Source organism: Thiomicrorhabdus xiamenensis (assembly GCF_013282625.1).
Taxonomy (GTDB): domain Bacteria; phylum Pseudomonadota; class Gammaproteobacteria; order Thiomicrospirales; family Thiomicrospiraceae; genus Thiomicrorhabdus; species Thiomicrorhabdus xiamenensis.
This window is the reverse complement of sequence record NZ_CP054020.1, coordinates 1,807,806-1,825,071: the sequence shown is the minus strand read 5'-3', so window position 1 is coordinate 1,825,071 and position 17,266 is coordinate 1,807,806. Positions and strand designations below refer to the sequence as shown.

At 47.3% G+C, this 17,266-nt stretch carries 21 protein-coding genes; 16 read left to right on the top strand and 5 right to left on the bottom strand.

What is annotated here, in order from left to right; genetic code table 11:
* The first annotated feature begins 9 nt into the window (after positions 1-9).
* The 5 genes from HQN79_RS08465 to HQN79_RS08445 all read left to right on the top strand — a co-directional run bounded on the left by HQN79_RS08465 (position 10) and on the right by HQN79_RS08445 (position 4,004).
* Positions 10-1,452, top strand: coding sequence for a penicillin-binding protein activator (locus tag HQN79_RS08465; protein ID WP_173285565.1), 1,443 nt, complete (start codon positions 10-12; stop codon positions 1,450-1,452).
* A 71-nt stretch (positions 1,453-1,523) separates the two neighbouring features.
* On the top strand, positions 1,524-2,702 hold the full coding sequence (locus HQN79_RS08460) for a hypothetical protein (protein ID WP_173285562.1): 1,179 nt from the start codon (positions 1,524-1,526) through the stop codon (positions 2,700-2,702).
* A gap of 26 nt (positions 2,703-2,728) precedes the next feature.
* The gene (locus tag HQN79_RS08455; RefSeq protein WP_173285560.1) at positions 2,729-2,959 is read left to right on the top strand and encodes a hypothetical protein; all 231 of its coding nucleotides are present in this window, start codon (positions 2,729-2,731) and stop codon (positions 2,957-2,959) included.
* Between the two features lie 88 nt (positions 2,960-3,047).
* Positions 3,048-3,647, top strand: a complete 600-nt coding sequence (locus HQN79_RS08450) for an LPP20 family lipoprotein (RefSeq protein WP_173285558.1) — start codon at positions 3,048-3,050, stop codon at positions 3,645-3,647.
* Positions 3,648-3,698: 51 nt separating this feature from the next.
* The gene (locus HQN79_RS08445; RefSeq protein WP_173285556.1) at positions 3,699-4,004 is read left to right on the top strand and encodes a hypothetical protein; all 306 of its coding nucleotides are present in this window, start codon (positions 3,699-3,701) and stop codon (positions 4,002-4,004) included.
* A gap of 2 nt (positions 4,005-4,006) precedes the next feature.
* Here HQN79_RS08445 and HQN79_RS08440 read toward each other — a convergent pair whose 3' ends face one another.
* The 4 genes from HQN79_RS08440 to flgA all read right to left on the bottom strand — a co-directional run bounded on the left by HQN79_RS08440 (position 4,007) and on the right by flgA (position 6,511).
* A complete protein-coding gene (locus HQN79_RS08440; RefSeq protein WP_173285554.1) occupies positions 4,007-4,600 on the bottom strand; it encodes a PilZ domain-containing protein in 594 nt (197 codons plus the stop codon).
* A gap of 221 nt (positions 4,601-4,821) precedes the next feature.
* Positions 4,822-5,316: a flagellar export chaperone FlgN gene (gene flgN, locus HQN79_RS08435; protein ID WP_173285552.1), complete on the bottom strand. Its 495-nt coding sequence runs from the start codon at positions 5,314-5,316 to the stop codon at positions 4,822-4,824.
* A 12-nt stretch (positions 5,317-5,328) separates the two neighbouring features.
* Positions 5,329-5,646: a flagellar biosynthesis anti-sigma factor FlgM gene (gene flgM / locus HQN79_RS08430; RefSeq protein WP_173285550.1), complete on the bottom strand. Its 318-nt coding sequence runs from the start codon at positions 5,644-5,646 to the stop codon at positions 5,329-5,331.
* Positions 5,647-5,845: 199 nt separating this feature from the next.
* Complete coding sequence (flgA, locus tag HQN79_RS08425; RefSeq protein WP_173285549.1) at positions 5,846-6,511, bottom strand: flagellar basal body P-ring formation chaperone FlgA; 666 nt, start codon at positions 6,509-6,511, stop codon at positions 5,846-5,848.
* 297 nt (positions 6,512-6,808) lie between these two features.
* On the opposite strand from flgA, the gene HQN79_RS08420 reads away from it, so the two are divergent.
* The 9 genes from HQN79_RS08420 to HQN79_RS08380 all read left to right on the top strand — a co-directional run bounded on the left by HQN79_RS08420 (position 6,809) and on the right by HQN79_RS08380 (position 15,281).
* Complete coding sequence (locus tag HQN79_RS08420) at positions 6,809-7,783, top strand: chemotaxis protein (RefSeq protein WP_173285548.1); 975 nt, start codon at positions 6,809-6,811, stop codon at positions 7,781-7,783.
* 45 nt (positions 7,784-7,828) lie between these two features.
* Positions 7,829-9,394 (top strand): hypothetical protein, encoded by a 1,566-nt coding sequence (locus tag HQN79_RS08415; RefSeq protein ID WP_173285547.1) that lies wholly within the window; start codon positions 7,829-7,831, stop codon positions 9,392-9,394.
* A gap of 175 nt (positions 9,395-9,569) precedes the next feature.
* The gene (gene flgB, locus HQN79_RS08410) at positions 9,570-9,968 is read left to right on the top strand and encodes a flagellar basal body rod protein FlgB (RefSeq protein WP_173285546.1); all 399 of its coding nucleotides are present in this window, start codon (positions 9,570-9,572) and stop codon (positions 9,966-9,968) included.
* A gap of 20 nt (positions 9,969-9,988) precedes the next feature.
* Positions 9,989-10,399 carry a flagellar basal body rod protein FlgC gene (flgC, locus tag HQN79_RS08405; RefSeq protein WP_173285545.1) on the top strand — a complete coding sequence of 137 codons (411 nt, stop codon included), beginning with the start codon at positions 9,989-9,991 and terminating at the stop codon, positions 10,397-10,399.
* A 22-nt stretch (positions 10,400-10,421) separates the two neighbouring features.
* Entirely contained in the window at positions 10,422-11,114 is a 693-nt protein-coding gene (locus HQN79_RS08400; protein WP_238843341.1) for a flagellar hook assembly protein FlgD, read from the top strand.
* 114 nt (positions 11,115-11,228) lie between these two features.
* Positions 11,229-12,662, top strand: a complete 1,434-nt coding sequence (locus HQN79_RS08395) for a flagellar hook protein FlgE (protein WP_173285544.1) — start codon at positions 11,229-11,231, stop codon at positions 12,660-12,662.
* A gap of 299 nt (positions 12,663-12,961) precedes the next feature.
* Positions 12,962-13,705, top strand: coding sequence for a flagellar basal body rod protein FlgF (locus tag HQN79_RS08390; protein ID WP_173285542.1), 744 nt, complete (start codon positions 12,962-12,964; stop codon positions 13,703-13,705).
* A 21-nt stretch (positions 13,706-13,726) separates the two neighbouring features.
* Positions 13,727-14,518 carry a flagellar basal-body rod protein FlgG gene (flgG, locus tag HQN79_RS08385; protein WP_173285540.1) on the top strand — a complete coding sequence of 264 codons (792 nt, stop codon included), beginning with the start codon at positions 13,727-13,729 and terminating at the stop codon, positions 14,516-14,518.
* A 37-nt stretch (positions 14,519-14,555) separates the two neighbouring features.
* Positions 14,556-15,281 carry a flagellar basal body L-ring protein FlgH gene (locus HQN79_RS08380; protein WP_173285538.1) on the top strand — a complete coding sequence of 242 codons (726 nt, stop codon included), beginning with the start codon at positions 14,556-14,558 and terminating at the stop codon, positions 15,279-15,281.
* Here HQN79_RS08380 and HQN79_RS08375 read toward each other — a convergent pair.
* Entirely contained in the window at positions 15,278-15,532 is a 255-nt protein-coding gene (locus HQN79_RS08375; protein WP_173285535.1) for a hypothetical protein, read from the bottom strand. The two genes, HQN79_RS08380 and HQN79_RS08375, sit on opposite strands and share 4 nt — an antisense overlap.
* A 97-nt stretch (positions 15,533-15,629) precedes the next feature.
* Here HQN79_RS08375 and HQN79_RS08370 point away from each other — a divergent pair, with 97 nt between their 5' ends.
* Together HQN79_RS08370 and HQN79_RS08365 are read left to right on the top strand one after the other, a co-directional pair.
* Positions 15,630-16,724: a flagellar basal body P-ring protein FlgI gene (locus HQN79_RS08370; protein ID WP_173285533.1), complete on the top strand. Its 1,095-nt coding sequence runs from the start codon at positions 15,630-15,632 to the stop codon at positions 16,722-16,724.
* Positions 16,725-16,741: 17 nt separating this feature from the next.
* On the top strand, positions 16,742-17,191 hold the full coding sequence (locus HQN79_RS08365) for a rod-binding protein (RefSeq protein ID WP_173285531.1): 450 nt from the start codon (positions 16,742-16,744) through the stop codon (positions 17,189-17,191).
* Positions 17,192-17,266 lie beyond the last annotated feature (75 nt).

Genomic DNA, 17,266 nt, shown 5'->3' with positions numbered 1-17,266 from the left:
GCTGGAAAGATGATGAAATTGAAGCGTAAAAGTTGGCTGCTGGTCTTGTCTTTGAGTTTAAGTTACTCATCGGCAACTTTTGCCTTTAGTTTGGGAGAACTGTTCGGTTTCGGTTCCGATTCTTCCTCTGAGAAAAAGTCGCAGCACAATGAGGCGAAAGCAGAGCAAAGCCCAGAAGCGATGCAGAGCCAGCTGCAACAGATTGACCAAGAGATTCTTATCCTGCGGGCCGAATTGGCGATCAAAAACGGTGATATCAAATCATTACGGCAGTATGTGGAGCAACTGGAAAACGCAGGTGTTTTGCCGATATACGAAGCCCGTGTCGAGCAGCTAAAGCGCTATCTGAAACGTGAAAAAGGAATGCCAAGCCTATTTGAATTTTTGGGGTTGCAGGGGAGTTCTTTTGAATTTGATCTGCAAAACCCGGATGCGACGATTGCGCTGGTGTTACCGATGAGCGGAGACTATCGACGAGCCGGGTCGCGAATTCTTCAAGGAATGGAGCAGGCTTTGCAGCGTCTGGGCTACAAAGGGCAGTTGGTACGTTTCGACACGGAAGAGTACGGCAGCTTGTTTTCCCTGTGGGAGCGGCTGAAGCATTATCAGCCCGATCTGATAATCGGGCCTCTGAAAAAGCTTAATATCGAGGCATGGCACGATCTACAGACCGGAATCCCGACACTTTACTTGAATGATGCGCCGCTGCATTATTTTTCCAATGAGAAGTCGCTGTCACCGGGACGATCCGGCGGATTGTCAAAGTTGGTGAATCACATTCATGAGAACTTCCACAGAGGCGCTCTGATGTTGGTGAAGGATGGCGATAAGGCGATGGGATTGGTGGATGAGTTTGCCGTTCTGAATGCGCAATCTGCCAATCCTGTTCCGTTTGATACCCAGATCGTCGAGAAAAGTCTGGATGATAGCATTGAAGAAGGTTTGGGCATCCGCGAGTCGAAAACTCGTGCGGCAGTATTGCGTAAGCAGATCCGCCGCTCGATCGAGTATGTGCCTCGATCACGAAAGGATTTCGATGTCGTGGTCAGTCTGCTGCCTTCTAAAGATGCCGTTCAAGTCTCTCCGTTTCTGGATCTTTATCAGCTCTCCGATACTCGCCATCTGTGGTTTTCACCACAAGCCCCGAAACTGACTGACTTGAGTCTTTACCAAACCTCATGGCAAAAAACCTATGCGTTTTTACCCACCTATCTTTATGACGCTTATCAGCAATCAGTCAACTTCCGCCCGGAAGCAGAAACTGGCATTTTTTATGCTTTAGGTACTGCGGCAATCGAGATTTTGACCCTTTCAGAGCGGTTTGATCAGCAAAACTGGTTAATCAATACCTCTGTCGGTCAGGTCGAGACTCGGCTTTCCGGACAATTTTACCTCTTGCCCTCCGTTTATTTACTCGACGCAGCTAAAGTTACGCCTGTTGTGACCGATTAATAAACTGTTGGCAAGCCATATTGTGTGGCAGGCCAGCGTTTTTTCGGACTTAACAACCTAAGGATGTATCTGTGGCAACCCCGGATGATGTAATTGATCCAAATGATCTAGACAGTATCGATGCTTTATTGGATGAAGCAGAATTGGATGCAAATACCGATTTGGAAGATATTGATAATGATCTCGAGTCGGCCGAGGTTCCTACCCCTCAGCCACAGGCCCCTGAATCGCTTCCTGAAGAGGAACCCGATCGTTCTGAAGAAGAGGCTTCCGAGCCGGATGTCGTCGAAGACAATAAACCTGAATCAAGTGAACAGCAACCGGAGGAGCCGGAAGCTTCCGCTCCCGAAGAAGCCGCTTTAGATGCAGAAGATGTCGCGGCAGTCGGAGCTGCTGTTGCTGGCGCAGCCGCTTTAAAAGAAGCGGTGCAAGCCGATACCAAATCCTCGGATAGCGTTGAGTCCCCTTTGGAAGATGAAGACTTCGAAGCGGTACTTAAGAAACGCGCCTCAAAAAATAATCAGGCCAAATCACAATTAACGGTGGCAGAGATGGATTCCCTAAAAAAACTAATCATTATTTTTGGCGCTTCGACGGTTGTGCTGGTTTTAACTGCAATCGGTATCGGTGTTTGGAGTGCTATGGCGGCCTCGCACGCAGGGGTTAGCGAAGAAACCCAGACCATGATTGAGTCGATCAAGGTCAGTAGTGAACAGAATATCAGCGCGACCATCGGGCTTAAGGATAATTTGGATTCAGTCGAGAAAAAACTGGATGCCGTCAATTTTCAGATTGAGCAGATGGCGGGAGATGTTTTGAAAATGCAAGGGGGAGCGCTCAATGTTGACTCCCAAAAAACGCTAGAACCATCACCTGAGCCGATTGAAACTGAAAAAGTGACGGTGCCGCAGGTTGCTTCACCGGTTGTTTCATCCGTCGTTGCATCCGCAGAGATCGATCCTAAGGTTGTGAAGAAGATCGATTCCATTAATTACCGTCTGATTAAAACCCAGCGAGCTCTGGATGAAGTCAAAAAACAGCTTAAAGCCATGCAGCAAAAACAGCAGGATGTATTGCACTCGGTTAAGAGTGTCGAAAAACTGAAATTGTTGGAAGAGAAGCGTCGTCTGGAAGCCGCGGAAAAGTCCGCCGAAGAGGCGAAGCAGAAAGCCGAACAGGAAAGTCAGTACCGTTACCAAACGCCTGACGGTATGTTTTATGATCAAGGTGTTGGTGATTCTTACCCATAGTGTTACGGGTGTAGAAAGGCAGGCTTATGCAACGTAATTTTATACTTGTCGGGTTCTTGTTTTGGGTGGTGTTGCTCGTATCGGGCTGCAGTCAGAAACCGGTTCCCTGGGTCAAGGAAACTTCGCAGAAAATGGTCGATCAGCTCGGATTCGAAAAGGATCGTGGCAGCTATATGGTTGTGCCTGAATACTATCGCGACAGTAACCGATTGTATTCAGAAGAAGCTGGAAAAGTGATTTATCTGCAAGAGCAATAATTTAAAAAAAGTAGTAAATAATTCGACGGTTCGGCCGTTAATAATATTAGACGCTTGAGACAAAGCGATAATAACAAGGAGACTTAAAATGAAGAAGTCACATCTTTTGGCTAGCGCGGTGGCATTGTCCATTGCCGCAATGAGCGGATGTAGCGCGACACCAAATTACACGCAAGGAAATGACTGCTGCGATCAGCAGGGAACTCAGCAAAGTGAACCAGCTCCAGTTCATCAAAAGATCTATCAGCAGATTGTTCAGAACGATGAATCTGAGAAAGCAGCCGTGAAGAAAGATAAATCTGAGCTGATCAAAATTACCGGTATCGGTTATGGTGCCGAAAGTACGTTTGCGGCTTATACGACGGGTCAGCGACGATTGATGGCCATCCGTGCATCGAAATTGGATGCGTACCGTTCTCTGGCCGAACAGCTTTCCGGGATTAAAATTGACAGTAACACTTCGATTTCAACGTTGACGGCCAAAAATGACTCTTTCCGTGCCCGCATTAATGCCGTGGTTCGTGGAGCGAGAGTAGTGAGTGTCACGCCAATGGCGGACAACAACTATGAAACCGTTCTGGAAGTTTATGTCGATAAAGCATTCTTCGAAAAGGCCTTTGTTTATACCGGTGATGAGGTCTCGGCCCGTGAGCCGGAAGCGGCTTACCGGATTCAGTCTTATCAGTAAATTCCAGGATGTTAATCGCGCTTGAATGCGCGCATTGTAGAGAGAAACGTTATGAGTAAACGGCAACTGCAAATTGTGGTGCTGGGTGCCTTGATTTTGTTTGAAGGTGTCGCGGCGGCGGCCAGCATCAGCACTCGTGTGCGCGTGCTGGAATCCAAAGTCAGCAAGCAGGACAAAACGGTGAAACAGGTTTCTCGCAGTCAGGCTGAGCAACAGCAGCAGTTTGAACAGGGGATGAACCGGGTGTATCTTCTCGAGCGCAAGGTGAAAAGCCTGGATAAACAGATGGAACAGCAGAAAAAGTCGAAAGAGAAGGTTGGCCAAGGTGGTGAGGATAAGCGTTACACTTATCCCTAGATTTAAATCAGGCCGTTTTGATCGGTCGGGTTTCTTCTTTCTTTTTGTGCCAGTTCGATCTCTTTGGCTTGGATAAAGAAGATCAGTTTACGACGATCTTCTTCGCTTAAATCGTCATAAGTCAGGGCGACGCGGCTAATAGCCCCAAATTCTTTCGGTTGAATATTGACCACGCTGCTTCGAACCAAGATCGGCGCTTCATTTTCCAAAGGCTGCATCAGCAAATCAATCTTATCATCGATATCGATGTCCTCTTCTATATCAAATGCAATGCCGTTGCCGCTCAGATTGACCGGGCGGTGCGGAATCGCTTTGATAATCTGCGACGTATCAACCGTATCCATTAAAAAATTAATTTTGCTGTTAAGAGCATTTAAAGCAGTCGCTAGCAGAGAGCTGCGTTCGTTGATTTTAACGATTGCATCATTGATGTGCTTATCCAGTTCGATAAGATCCTGCATCATATAGCTTTCGATATAACTGTTGTCTCTGTTTTCAGGCAGAGGCGTGTCTTCAATATCTGTGGATTTGACGATTCGATAGCTGCAACGCATCATTACATCAATGCGGAAATATGATCTTTGTCCAATACTCATAATAATTTGTTTCCAGATTCCGGTCGTTAAAGTGTAGTGTTTTTACGCTCTAAGCCAAAGTGATAGAACAGAAAAAACCGTCTAACTTGATTTCGCCCAGTTTTCCCGCGAATACATGTGGCGGGTATATGACGTGAATCTCATCAGAGAGCTTGGTTAGAGAAAGCAGAAAATAAGCCAGAATGGACCTGGGTTTTTAGAATCTTTAAAAGGAGAGAGGGTTATGCTTTGCCGAGGTGAGATCCAGGCCCTTTTCCTGAGGAAGAAGCGGCGCCGCTGGAACCGTAGAGTTTAACTTCTTTTTCCTTGCCGGTGATCAGGTTCAAGGTGTGCTGATTGATGTTTTTCAGTGCTTGAATGGCGATCCCGTTAGCCTGGTTAAGGTCATAGCATTGGCGAATTTTAGCTGTCAGTGCATGCAGTTGTTCTGAAATTGTTTGTTCAAGGGAGAGAGTGTCCCTTGCGGTTTCGGACGCGAGCAACTGCTCCAGTGTGTGATCTGTGTTTTGCAGGTAGTTTTGCGCCATTTGTGTTGCTTTTTCAAGGTTCAAGGCCGAGCGCTGTTTGCCTTCGGTCATCTCTTCCAGCATGTCTACTGTGCCATTCGAGATGGCGGAAGATTCTTTTTCCAGGCAAATAAAAAAATCATCGACTACCGGTGACAGCAGTTCGATGATTTTTAGCGCATTCTTATTGGCTTGATTGGCGTCGGACACGATTTGACGTCCTTAAACTCGCGAAAGCAGTATTTCAGTCTGCATCAGTTTTTCGGCAACTTTTTCCGAATTAACCTGATATGAGCCATTGTTAATGGCTTCGCGGATCTGTGCGATACGCTCTTCACGTTCATTATTGATGCTTTGCGTTTTTTGCTCTAACGCTCGTAGCTTCCCCTGCATTTCGGTCAAGGTAACTTTATCGATGTTATTGCCGGACTCATCCGATACGGAAGGTTTCGCTGTAGCCGCATCCCCAGCCACTGGCTTGCCGGGGTCGCTGTTGCTGCGACCGCTTACAGCGGGGGTGTTTATTGTTTTAATATCCATTTTTCTGCCTCTATATCTTTATAAGAGTCTAAAAATTAGACAAATATCTTATTTCGTTAATTCTTATAACGGCTACGTCTGAAATAACTTTAGAAAAAAAAATAAATTTTTTTTACTCTTTATCCCTTGCCGGGGATTTAAGTCAAATTAATCGTTATTCTAGCGATTAATTTTATAAATTTCATCTGCTTAGACACATTCAAGGAATGTATACGGTGTTGGGAGCAATAACTATGCCCTTTACGACTTTTCCGGATGCCGAATTTTTGACGGCCACCTGTTCGTTTTTGACGGCATCGGCTTGTGCAATCCCTGTGGTTTTAACTTCGATATTGCCAATGTAGGTTACGATATTGACTTTGTGTTTTTTAAAAACCAGATAGGGCGGTTGCAGATCTCTGGCTTTTAAAATTTGCCCTGCGCCGATCGGGCGTTTGGTTCGCATTCCGATTGCCGTATCGATATTTTGCAGGCTCTGGCGCGGTGCCTTGCGGTATGGGATCAGAACCTCTTTCACTTTATCGGCGGAAATAGTGGTTTTCTTTAATAGCGCCTGCGTCGTCATTACAACGCGTACTTTACCGTCCACTTCAGCGGGTATGTATACTTGCCATTTCGGGGTTTCGCAGCCGACGCCTATGGTCATGCGTCCGACATAGTCGTTCGGGTTTCTGTCAGAGATTTTCAAGGCGGTCTGACACTTGCCCAATTTAAGGGTTTTGCTCAGTTCGCGAATTTTAAATGTCGGTTCTAATATTTTTTGGTTAGCTTTTTGCTTTATGTGTTCCAGAACCCGTTGGTGAATCTCATCGACAGACTGATATTGCTCCGTGGCTCGCGCTTCCGGGGCCAAGGCAAAGAGCATTATTAGACCGGATACGGCAAGGAAAAGCCGTCTGGAAAAAGAAATGCGGATTTGATTGGCGGTAAAAGGCATAGGTCGTTTCGAAAACTTTTTTAACGGAATTGATTGCAAGCTGGTTTCATTGTGCCGATTTGAAGGTCTATAAGCAAGCGGAGGCCGAAGGGTTCGGGAATGCAGACGCAGAGTTTTCTCTTTAAATGCGTGTGCAATACAGTAAACTCATATCTATTGTAGGGAAATGAATCCCGATCAAGGCGGCCAAGCGTACCGTCTTTCAAGAATAACAAGGAGAAATTCATGGCTAATTTTCTAAAAGGGGTCGATCAACGTACTTCTTTGGCAGGCATGAATCGCATGGAATTGCTGCTTTTCACGATTCGCGGAGCGCAGCTTTTTGGCATAAATGTGTTTAAGGTGCGCGAAGTCATTCGTACGCCGCAGATTTCCCCTGTTCCTAAAGCGGATTCGAGAATTGTCGGGGTGGCGGATATTCGTGGTCAGACCATGCCGATGATTGATCTGGCGAAAGCTCTGGATCTGGAGCCGATCGATCCGCAAAAATATTCTGAAAGCTTGACGATTGTGACCGAATTTAACAGTTCGGTTCAGGGCTTTCTGGTTGAAGATGTCGATCGCATCGTGCATCTGCGCTGGGAAGATATCTTGCCGCCTCCGGAAACTCTGCAGAACGTAAATTACTTAACCGGTATTACCCGTGCACAGGATCAGTTGGTCGAGATTGTTGATGTCGAAAAGGTTCTGGTCGAGGTATCTGGCAATCGAACCGATCTTTCCGATGATTATATCGATCGAAATCTGGCAAAAACCAAGGGACGAAACTTTTTTGTTTTGGGTGCCGATGACTCCGCGGTGGCTCGTTCGCAGCTTAAGAATATTCTCGATCATATGGGCATCGCCAATAAGATTGTCAATAACGGTAAGAAAGCGCTTGAGCTCTTGAGAAAATGGGCCGATGAAGCGGATCAGGGGATGGCATTACCGGTCAGCGAGCGAGTTCTGATGGTAATTTCCGATATCGAAATGCCGGAAATGGATGGTTATACGCTTACCTCAAGCATTCGCAAGGATGACCGCTTGAAAGATTTGTATGTGGTTTTGAATTCCTCATTGAGCGGCGGCTTTAACGATAAGTTGACCGAGAAAGTCGGGGCCAATACCTTTATCTCCAAGTGGCATTCCGATCAATTGGCGCGCGTTATTGTCTCGCGCATCGATGAGGTTACTGCCTCCGGAAGTGAAAAGACGGGTTAAGAAGGCCATAACAGGCCGTAACAGGTAGTAATCGGAGTATTACAGATGGTAAACCACCTATCAGTCATTTGGAAAACAGGTCCGTGGAGCGGTTTTGTGTTTAACCTGGTCAATCGTTTTTTTAGTGCGCTTTTACTCACCGCGTTTTTCATTTCTTCGGCGAGTGCGGATAGCGGATCCTGGCTTGATGAGCTGCGAGTTTCTTCCGCGTCGCAATCTCCGTCACAAACAGAATGTCTTCCCGGTGTCCAGTATCAACGTAATGAACGAGGGGAGTGTGTTCCGGGGGCGCGAGCGGTGGAAAAGAAACAGAATCTCTTCAATGATGCGTCTTCAAAGGCGTTATCTGAATGTCTGCTTGTCAAAGGACGTGCGTCGACCGACGGAGTGGATTTGGAATTTGCCAAAAAAATGGCGATCCGGGATGCGTTAAAGAATGCTTCCATGCAGCGCGATGTGAAAGTCGGCAGTGATATCACTATGCAGAATCAGCAATTGACGCTGGAAACTTCCCGTTTTGTCAGTAACAGTCATGTCAAAAGCTACACTCTGCTCAAAGGGGGCTTGGAAGACCCGGAAGATCTCTATGGACGAGCCAAGCCGGAGCCTCTGAATTACGAAGTTGAAGTTGAGGTTTGCCTAAGTTCCGAGCGAGGTCTTTGTCCTGATTTGAACGGGCGTAAATATTTCCCGCGTTTACTGGTCGCTCCACTGGCGGTTAAGGATGTTTCCGGGGCTCGGGATATCCGGAATCTGGTATCCGGGTATCAGTTGGAATTAGAGCGCCGCCTTTTAAATGAAGGGCAGAAGAATCTGGGGAAATTAGATCGGGCTATAGATATTCAGCCAAACAGACAGATCTCTCCGAATCTGGATCCGCAGCTACTGCAGGAAATATACAGTTCAAGCGGAGCGCAATATCTGTTGCTTTCGGTGTTGCGTTCAGTGGGGTCCGTGCTTGAGGATAACGGCTGGCAGAACCAGCTAAAGCGTCATTACGATCTGGATATTTCCGATGACGGTCGCTATATCGAAGCGGATTGGTATTTGGTCGATCTTTTGAATAAGAAGATTGTGCATCAGGCTCGAGCCGGTTTTGATATCAAGGGCAAGGTTCGTGTCGGCCGCGAGCGACCGTTTGCCACCAATGCTTTCTTTGCTACGGATACCGGTAAAGGTTTTGATGCGCTGTTAAGTCAAGAAGTTGACAATGTGTTGAACTTTTTACATTGTCAGCGTTTCGAGAGTGAAGTCATTGATGTTCGCGACGGCAAATATTATTTGTATTTGACTCCGGAGGTCGGTGTTAAAGTCGGCGATGATCTGGCGGTTTACCACCGAATCGATATGCCGGTTAATTTTGCAGGACGCGATCTTGGCTCTGAATATCAGCCGGGGGGCCTTTCTCAAAATTACCGCGATCCATTCCGAATTCGCGGTAGCCGAATTGATCACTCAGAAAAACCTGGTTCAGATCGGAGATCGTATCCGTCCCTGGTAAGTTTCCGGCACAACTCTGTTGTCGGTTTTCCCTCAATTTTTTATTTGCCGCTGCCTAATAGTGAAAAAATTTACGGCGGCAAATTTTTCCGCTTATTTTCCTTAACTTGAGTTATCGGCCGCTTTCTTCCTTTCTTTAGGCTTTTTTTTTCAAAAAAACATTTCTTTTCGCTTTTTTGGCATCGGCTTTGCTGAATCTCTACTAGAAAGTAATTTAACCGTCAGTGATCCTTTGGGTGCCGATTATTTGGCACAAGCTGAAAGGGGGCTGGCTAGGGAGTTCAAAATGGCGGATTCGATTTTCGGTATCCATGAAAAGGCGTTGCAAATCCGGACTTTGCGCGGAGAAGTATTGGCTAGCAATCTGGCGAATGCCGATACGCCAAACTTCAAAGCGCGCGATGTAGATTTTCGTCAGGCCTTGCAACAGGAAAGTGATCGTTTTTCATCGCAGTCTCTGCAAATGAGTAAAACCAGCGGTCAACACCTGGGCGGGGAGTCGCTGTTAAGTACCAGCGATTTTTTGAAATACCGTATGCCGACTCAGCCATCTTTGGATGGTAATACCGTTGAAGAGCATGTCGAAAAGGCGCAGTTTATGGAAAACGCCATGCAGCATCAGGCGACGCTCGAATTTATTAACAGCAAAATCAGCGGTATTCGCGGCGCCCTCAAAGGCGAATAATCGGCCGATAGGAGAGAACCATGTCTTTATTTAAAGTTTTAGATATTTCCGCAACGGGGATGCATGCGCAGACGGTCCGTTTGAATACGGTTGCCTCAAATATGGCCAACGTCGATAGCGTCAGCTCAAATGCTGAGGATACTTATCGCTCCAAGCAGCCAGTGTTTCAGACGATTCTTGAAGACAGCATCAATCAACCGGCATCCGGGGTTCGGGTTAAGGAAATTGTTGAGAATCAGGCGCCGCTGAAGATGGAATACAACCCGAATCACCCAATGGCGAATGACGAAGGTTATATCTACCGTCCGAATGTCAATATTGTTGAAGAAATGGCGAACATGATGTCCGCATCGCGTTCCTATGAGACCAATATTGAGGTTATGAATACCTCGAAACAGCTTTTGTTACGCACGATTCAGCTGGGTCAATAACACGTTTTAAGGAGACAGAACCATGTCTGATTACAGTTCAATGATTACGACCGAAGGCACCGACTATGTTAAATCGATGCAGCAGAGTTCGAATCCGTCCACTTCGGCTCCCAGTAATGTCATGGGGCAGGAAGATTTTCTTCGTCTGTTAACCACACAGCTGCAAAATCAGGATCCTTCAAAGCCGATGGATCCGACCAGCTTTGTTACCGATCTGACGCAGATGAATCAGTTGGAAGCGACGACCCGCATGAACGAGTCGATTATGGCGATGACCAAAAGTTTTCAGGGGATGCAGACGATGCAGGCCGCAACCATGATCGGTAAAAACGTTCAGGTGGATGGCGAGGATTTTTCGCATACCTCGGGTAGTGCATCGCAGTTCCGCCTGACGCCGGAAGAACCTTTGGAAGATGCGACTCTGGTGATTTCCAGCAATAACGGTATGGTTCGAGAAATTTCACTCGGTTCTCTTGGCGTCGGCGAAGAGGTTGTCAGCTGGGATGGGCTGGACGATCAGGGGAATGAAATGCCAAGCGGTGTTTACTCTTTAACCGCTTACGGGACGAGTGCGGAGGGTGACTTGGAGTCGATCAACAGTGTGGTCGCTTCGCAGGTGAGTTCCGTCAGTATCAATGACGATGGAAGCATGACTCTGACGCTTGCCACCGGTGAGCGCGTTTCAATGGATTCCGTTCGCGAGATTGGGGGTTAGGTGACACAAGACTTGGCGATATACAGATTTTTACTTCATTTTATGCAATACGTTTAATACAGATTAACAACACACAACTTTTCCGGTTAGAAAATCGGAGATTGGAGGGATATTATGAGTTCAGCATACGATTTAAATGCACTAAGTGGGATTAATGCCGCTTCAACCGGTTTGGGCGTCATTTCCAATAACCTGGCCAACTCGCAATCGGTCGGTTTCAAAAGTTCCAGAACCGAGTTTGCGGATATGTTTTCCGGCGCACAGAACTCTGCCGGTAACGGGACGCGAGTAGCGTCGATCACCCAGGATTTCGGTCAGGGGACCATTAATAACACCGGTCGTGAACTGGATATGGCGATTGACGGCGAAGGGTTCTTTGTCTTGGAAGATCAGACTCAGCAGTATGACAATGTCTATACTCGCAACGGTTCATTTAAACTCGATAAAGACGGATTTCTGACAACTCAGGAAGGGAATAAGGTGCAGGGGTTCCTGTTGGATGAGACCCGATCTACTGAGGCGAATCCGGTTTTCAGTACGGCTCTAAGCTCGATTGATCTGGATGAGTTGAACAAAATTCCGAAAGCGACCTCGGAAATGAATTACGACATTAACCTGGACGGCGAAGCGGCGAACAATGTCGATCAAAGCGGTGTTTCGGTCACGGCGGATTTAACTCAGTTAACCGCTCCGGGTGATGATAATGCCAATGCGTATGACGGTGCTCCGGATTACTTCTACCCGATGACGATTTTCGATAGCTTGGGTGGCGAGCATACGCTGAATGCAAACTTTTATAAAAATGAAGTCGTCAATGATGGCGTCAATCCTAAATACACTTCATGGGTTGTCCAATACACTATTACCGATACGGATGCTCAGGGGAATGTGACCTATACCGGACACACGCCAACAGCCGGTGGTGATCAGGGTCAGATCTATGAGTTGCGATTCGATACCAATGGCGGATTTATCGGTGCCTTCGAACAAGCGGATATTGGTAACGCTGCGCTTACCGCCGCGGATTCAACCGATCCTTTACTGGAATTTGTGATTGACAATCCTTTGACAGGTGCCAGCGATCCTTTAGGTGGGCCGATTGATATTCCTCTTGGGATTGCAGTTGATTTCGAATCCATGACTCAGTTTGCCGGTTCTTATAACCAGCGAGGAACCACTCAGAACGGTTATGCGGTAGGGGATCTTGTTGGTTTGAATACCGGTTTGGACGGCGTTATTGAAGCGCGTTACTCAAACGGTCGTTCGGTTCCGGTTGCCCAGTTGGCTCTCGCGAACTTTGCCGATAAAAACGCCATGGAAAAGCTAGGCGGTCAGACTTATGCCGAGAGCTTCGCTTCCGGTGCCGTCCAGCTGGCAACCCCTCAGGGTAACGGGATGGGTACGGTGAATGCCGGTTCTTTGGAGTATTCGAATGTGGATGTTGCCGGTGAGCTGGTGAATATGATTCAGACGCAACGTACTTACCAGGCTTCGGCTCAGGTGATCTCGACTTCACAGCAGCTGACACAGACTATTCTGAACCTGTAATTACGCTTTTTCGTGAACTAAAAAAACCGGCATTTATTGCCGGTTTTTTATTTTCCCGTATTGAGTTAATCGGCGGGAACTTAACAAACTTTAGCTTTTTTTAAGTTATTTTCTATTTTTTTGGCACGGTGTCTGCTAAATACTCCATGAAACAAAAAAGTTAGTCAAAACGCTAACACACAAGGGAATTTATAAATGACCTATGTAAATCGCATTACTGTGGTTTGAAGTAGGCAAATCGTTTCGAGGCGTCGGGCGACCGCGCCTCAATTTTTCAAATTTCATATTGGAGTCGAAAGATGGATCGGATGTTATATGTTGCTATGAGTGGTGCCAAAGAGGTAATGCTCGCACAAGCCAATAATTCCAATAATCTTGCGAATGCATCAACAGATGGATTCAAAAAAGACTTCAATATTTTCCGTGCCCAGCATATGGAAGGGCCGGGTCAACATACGCGCACCTATGCACTGGATGAAAGACCGGCAACCGATTATTCTGCCGGAGCGATAAAGGTGACCGGACGAGATCTGGATGTGGTGACAAAATCCGATGGCTTTATGGCCATCCAGACTCCGAAAGGGGATGAGGCTTTTGTCCGCACGGCCAGTATGCAGGTCAAAGAAAACGGTGACCTGGTCGATGTGCAGGGAAACCCGATTTTAAACGAAGCGGGGGTGCCGATTAATGTGCCGCCGTATAAAAGCATTGCTGTCGGTGACGATGGAACGATTTCTTTTGTTCCGGCCGACGGTCAGGGAAATCAGTTGATTGTTCTTGATCGTCTGCGTCTGGTCGCGCCGGACGAGAAACAGTTGTATAAGGGATTGGATGGATTTAGCCGTCTGCGTGAGGATGCAGGCGAGTTGGATCAGGCAAATATTTCGGTTGTCAGCGGTGCTTTGGAAACCAGTAATGTTAATACTGCGGAAGCACTGGTGGAAATGATTTCACTGTCCCGTAAATATGAACTGCAAGTCAAGATGATGGCGACCAGTAAAACCCACTCTCAAAAATCCGACTCATTATTGTCGGTACGTTAAGGAATTTAAGGGGATTTTGTTATGAATAATGCACTTTATGTAGCTAAAACCGGTTTGGAAGCTCAGCAGTTCCGTCTGGCGGCGATCTCCAATAACCTGGCCAATGCCAATACTTACGGTTATAAAACAGGGCGTGCCGAATTTAATGATCTGATCTATCAGAATGTTCGTCAACCGGGCGCTCAGGCAACGCAGGACGAAGCGAATACATTACCGTCCGGTTTGCAGTTGGGTACCGGGGTCAAGGCAATTGGTGTCCAGAAAATCCATACCCAGGGGAACTTGATGGTGACCGATAATCAGCTGGATATGGCGGTTGAAGGAAAAGGCTTTTTTCAGGCTCTGGATCAAGATGGAAACCTGATGTATACACGTGACGGTTCGTTTGAAGTGAATCAGAACGGCGATATTGTCACTTCATCCGGTTATCTACTGGAACCGAACATCAATATTCCGCAGGATGCGACCGATATTTCTATCACCAGCGACGGTGCGGTGTATGTCAGCCAGCCGGGAAATACTCAGCAGGTGCAGGTCGGTCAGATTGAGCTGGCGACCTTTATCAATCCGGCCGGTCTGGAGTCTTTAGGTAAAAACTTCTATGGCGAAACTACTGCCAGCGGTGCGCCGAACATTAATAACCCTGGAACTGCAGAAGCGGGCTCCGTGCTGCAAGGGGCGTTGGAAGCATCGAATGTTAATACGGTAGAAGAGCTGATCGGAATGATTGAAGCGCAGCGTACTTACGAGATGAACTCGAAAGCGATTTCTGCGGCCAATGGCATGATGCAGTATCTGAACAATAACACCTAATCTCGATAATAACTGAGCAGGTTTGCGAGGAGGGATTATGATTTTGAACAAACGAATTTCATTAATGGTGGTCAGCCTGTTGGCGGCAGTGCAGCTGACCGGCTGTGGCAGTACCACACCAGAGCGTCATCAAACGCTGAATTACGAGCCGGCTTATCCGTTGAATATTCCGCAGCAGAAGCAGCCGAATAACGGTTCACTATATCAGACTGGCGCCATGACGCTGTTTGACGATTCGCGAGCACACCGGGTCGGCGATATTATTACGATCTCACTGGATGAGAGTATCTCTGCGAATAAGAAAGATGAGGCCAAATACAATAAATCCAATAGTCAGGATTTTGGCATTAACTCTCCGATCAGTGTGACGCGCCCTAAAGGGTTTGCCGGTGATGTGGTGGATGGGGTGACATCACCTGTTGTTGGTCTGGGTATCGGTTACGGTTCCAAAGGGGCTTTTTCGGGTAAAAGTGATGTCAAACAGAACTCTAGTTTAAGCGGATCGATCGCCGTGACAGTTGTTGAAGTCATTCCGAACGGGAATCTGATGATCCGTGGTGAAAAATGGTTAACGATTCATGATGGAGACGAAGTGGTTCAGTTTGCCGGAATTATCCGTCCGGAAGATATTCAGCCGGATAATACGATTTCTTCGACTAAGGTAGCCGATGTACGCTTGGTATACAAAGACGTCGGCATGGCAGGCAGTACGGCTAGAGCCGGCGCCGCAACAGAGTGGTTAAGCAAATACTGGCCGTTTTAATTGAATCGTTTGAACATTCTTTGTCGGAGAATGGATTTAAATTTATGAATTTTAAGGGATTTAATCGCTAAATCCTCTGGGCTTTGGGTCGAAAGGGTTTTATAATCCAATTTTGGCAAAAGCTTTCCTTTTGCGCTGATCCGTTTTTCATCTCCTTTTTGCGGATCAGCATTTTTCTTTTTGTGTCTCTCTTCTGTACAACAGCTTATCTCTTTCTTCTCTTCAATCCTTGCATGCAATAACTTTGGCATAAACAGTGCTATATTCAGGTTAACTTGTGATTTTTAATTAATAACGCTTTCTCCGGGTTGCGTTAAAACGCCTGGAAAGGTTTGAAAGGAGGGGCATATGGCACGTATTACCGTCATTTTGCTGACACTGTTGATGTTGTGGAGCACCTTAAGTTACGCGGAAAGGGTGAAAGATATCGCCAATGTTGCCGGAGTACGCTCCAACCAGTTGGTCGGTTATGGTCTGGTTGTCGGTCTGAATGGCTCTGGTGATAAAACGCCGTTCGCCGAACAGAGCCTGCTGAGTATGTTGAATAAGTTCGGTATCAAGGTTCCGAACGGGGTTAAAACGAACGCTAAAAATATTGCCGCAGTTGCGGTACATGCCGACTTGCCGGCGTTTTCCAAGTCGGGTCAAAAAATCGACATTACCGTGTCTTCTTTAGGGAATGCGAAAAGCTTGCGCGGTGGGACACTTTTGTTGACTCCGTTGAAAGGGGTGGACGGTAATGTCTATGCTCTGGCGCAGGGTAATCTCGTTGTGGGCGGTCTGGATGCCAGCGGTGCCGACGGTTCACGCATTACCATTAATGTGCCTAGTGTCGGGCGCATTCCGAATGGTGCGACAGTGGAGAGAACCGTCAATACCGGTTTTGACCTCGGAAATACGATTAAGCTGAACCTGAAAAATGCCGACTTTACGACGGCAACTAATCTGGTGAATACCATTAATGAACAGTTGGGTGGTGGAACCGCCAAGGCATTGGACGCCGAGACGGTTGAAGTGATGGCACCTCGCAACCCGAACCAGCGTGTGGCTTTCTTATCCATGCTGGAAAATATGGAAGTGGTTCTTGGTGAAGCGCCGGCGCGGATTATTGTTAACTCGCGTACCGGTACGGTTGTTATCGGGCAGCATGTGACCGTCAGTCCGGCCGCGGTTACCCACGGCGGTTTGACGGTTAAGATCAGCGAAGATATCGATGTTTCCCAACCAAATGCCTTTGCCGGCGGGGCCACGGCGTTGACACCTAATTCCGGCGTTGATGTTCAGCAGGGTGAGGGGCGTATGTTCCAGTTTCCGAAAGGGGTGTCGCTGAATGACATTGTGCAGGCGGTGAATAAAGTCGGCGCAGCGCCGGGTGACCTGGTCGCGATTCTCGAAGCGCTGAAACAGTCGGGCGCGTTGAAAGCGGAACTGATGATTATCTGATTGCCGAGGGGACGATGATGGAAGGATTGGAATTAAATTCGCTATCCGCTTCGCAGGCGGCGGCAAAACAAGCTCAGAACGTTGCGGATGCCAAGTCGTTAAATGCTTTGAAATCTCAGGCTCAGGAAGATCCGAAGGAGGCTTTGCGCCCGGTTGCCGAGCAGTTTGAGGCTTTGTTTCTGCAACAGATTATGAAAGAAGCGAGAAAGGTTTCTTTTGACGACGGTTGGCTTGACGGTGGTCAGGGCGGTTTTTTCAAAGACTGGCATGACAGTCAGTTGGCGCAGTCGCTATCGGCTAAAGGTTCTCTCGGACTGGCCGATACTATTGTCGAGCAGCTGGCGCCGAAGATCGATAATGTGTACACGCCGGAAGCGTATTACCAGATGCAAGAGCAAAAGAGCGAGCAAAAAGCTCAGGCAGCAGCCCCTACAACGCAAAATGCTTTGGCATTGAGAAACTTGTAAATCGCTGACTTTATCGATTTCACTAAGATTGGTTTAGAATGAATTTTTCCACGGAAGCAGGTATTGGAGAAGAAT

Coding starts and splice junctions, on each gene's coding strand:
- HQN79_RS08370 (WP_173285533.1), top strand. CDS start 15,630: ATGGCACGTATTACCGTCATTTTGCTGACACTGTTGATGTTGTGGAGC.
- flgC (WP_173285545.1), top strand. CDS start 9,989: ATGTCTTTATTTAAAGTTTTAGATATTTCCGCAACGGGGATGCATGCG.
- HQN79_RS08400 (WP_238843341.1), top strand. CDS start 10,422: ATGTCTGATTACAGTTCAATGATTACGACCGAAGGCACCGACTATGTT.
- HQN79_RS08455 (WP_173285560.1), top strand. CDS start 2,729: ATGCAACGTAATTTTATACTTGTCGGGTTCTTGTTTTGGGTGGTGTTG.
- flgB (WP_173285546.1), top strand. CDS start 9,570: ATGGCGGATTCGATTTTCGGTATCCATGAAAAGGCGTTGCAAATCCGG.
- HQN79_RS08445 (WP_173285556.1), top strand. CDS start 3,699: ATGAGTAAACGGCAACTGCAAATTGTGGTGCTGGGTGCCTTGATTTTG.
- HQN79_RS08440 (WP_173285554.1), bottom strand. CDS start 4,600: ATGAGTATTGGACAAAGATCATATTTCCGCATTGATGTAATGATGCGT.
- flgG (WP_173285540.1), top strand. CDS start 13,727: ATGAATAATGCACTTTATGTAGCTAAAACCGGTTTGGAAGCTCAGCAG.
- HQN79_RS08465 (WP_173285565.1), top strand. CDS start 10: ATGATGAAATTGAAGCGTAAAAGTTGGCTGCTGGTCTTGTCTTTGAGT.
- flgM (WP_173285550.1), bottom strand. CDS start 5,646: ATGGATATTAAAACAATAAACACCCCCGCTGTAAGCGGTCGCAGCAAC.
- flgA (WP_173285549.1), bottom strand. CDS start 6,511: ATGCTCTTTGCCTTGGCCCCGGAAGCGCGAGCCACGGAGCAATATCAG.
- HQN79_RS08450 (WP_173285558.1), top strand. CDS start 3,048: ATGAAGAAGTCACATCTTTTGGCTAGCGCGGTGGCATTGTCCATTGCC.
- HQN79_RS08365 (WP_173285531.1), top strand. CDS start 16,742: ATGGAAGGATTGGAATTAAATTCGCTATCCGCTTCGCAGGCGGCGGCA.
- HQN79_RS08395 (WP_173285544.1), top strand. CDS start 11,229: ATGAGTTCAGCATACGATTTAAATGCACTAAGTGGGATTAATGCCGCT.
- HQN79_RS08415 (WP_173285547.1), top strand. CDS start 7,829: ATGGTAAACCACCTATCAGTCATTTGGAAAACAGGTCCGTGGAGCGGT.
- HQN79_RS08375 (WP_173285535.1), bottom strand. CDS start 15,532: ATGCCAAAGTTATTGCATGCAAGGATTGAAGAGAAGAAAGAGATAAGC.
- HQN79_RS08380 (WP_173285538.1), top strand. CDS start 14,556: ATGATTTTGAACAAACGAATTTCATTAATGGTGGTCAGCCTGTTGGCG.
- HQN79_RS08390 (WP_173285542.1), top strand. CDS start 12,962: ATGGATCGGATGTTATATGTTGCTATGAGTGGTGCCAAAGAGGTAATG.
- HQN79_RS08420 (WP_173285548.1), top strand. CDS start 6,809: ATGGCTAATTTTCTAAAAGGGGTCGATCAACGTACTTCTTTGGCAGGC.